This window comes from Kitasatospora sp. NPDC057512 (assembly GCF_042802135.1).
Classification (GTDB): Bacteria; Actinomycetota; Actinomycetes; order Streptomycetales; family Streptomycetaceae; genus Kitasatospora.
The window spans coordinates 1-1,022 of sequence record NZ_JBHVET010001303.1 but is presented as its reverse complement, the minus strand read 5'-3'; the positions used below and the strand labels follow the sequence as shown (position 1 = coordinate 1,022).

The following is a 1,022-nucleotide window of genomic DNA, read 5'->3' as shown; positions in this document are numbered from 1 at the left end:
GTGGCCGGCAGCCGGACGCCCGCGGCGCCGCCCAGCCGGTTGCGCAGCTCGACGGCGGTCAGCGAGTCGAAGCCCAGTTCCCGGAAGGCGCGCGTGGTCGGGACCTCGGCCGCGGTGCCGTGGCCGAGGACGGCGGCGGCGTGCGCGCGGACCAGCTCCACCACGGCGCGGCGGCGCTCGGCCGCGGTCAGGCCGGCGAGGGCGCGGAAGAGTTCGCCGGTGGCCTCGGCCGACCGGTCCGACCCGGCGGCGGCCGGGCCCCGGTCCTCCTGCTCCCGGGCCTCGGGGATGGCGTCCAGCAGCGGGCGGGGGCGCGCCGCGCGGAACACCGGCGCGAACTTCTCCCAGGTCACGTCGGCGAGCGCGATGAAGGTCTCGTCGTCCGCGAGGGTCTGGTCCAGCGCCGTCAGCGCCCGTTCGGTCTCCAGGAAGTTCATCCCCTGCCGACGGAGCCGTCGGGGCGTCACCCGGCCGGGGCTGTGGTCCATCAGGTCGTCGACCGCGTCCCAGTCCCGGGAGTCCCAGACGCCCCAGGCGATCGAGGTGCCCGGCAGGCCCCGGGCCCGGCGGTCCTCGGCCAGGCCGTCCAGGAAGGCGTTCCCCGCCGCGTACGGGCCGTGGTCGTTGCTCCCCCAGGTCGCCGAGATCGACGAGAACAGCACGAACTCGTCCACGTCCAGCGCGGCCGTCGCCTCGTCCAGGTAGGTGGCCCCGGCGGCCTTGGCGCTGAGCGCCGCCGCCAGGCCCTCCCTGGTGGTGTCCTCGACCCGGGCCAGGTAGCCGGTGTTGGCCGAGTGCAGGACGGTGGACAGGCCCGGTCCGGTGGCCTCGATCCGGGCGACGAGGTCGGTGACGTCCCGGCGGACGCCGGTGTCGCAGCTGACGATGTCGACGGCCGTCCCGGCGGCCGCCATCGCGGCCGCGAGTTCCACCGCCCCCTCCGCGGACGGGCCGGAGCGGCTCGTCAGCACGACGCGCGGGGTGTCCCGCTCGGCGAGCCAGCGCGCGACGCAGGCGCCGAT

Annotated in this window: 1 protein-coding gene; it reads right to left on the bottom strand. The window is 76.9% G+C overall.

Annotated elements, in window-relative coordinates; genetic code table 11:
• Positions 1 to 1,022 (bottom strand): beta-ketoacyl reductase (locus ACFU6K_RS39635; RefSeq protein ID WP_380671618.1); only part of this gene is annotated, 1,022 nt, incomplete at both ends.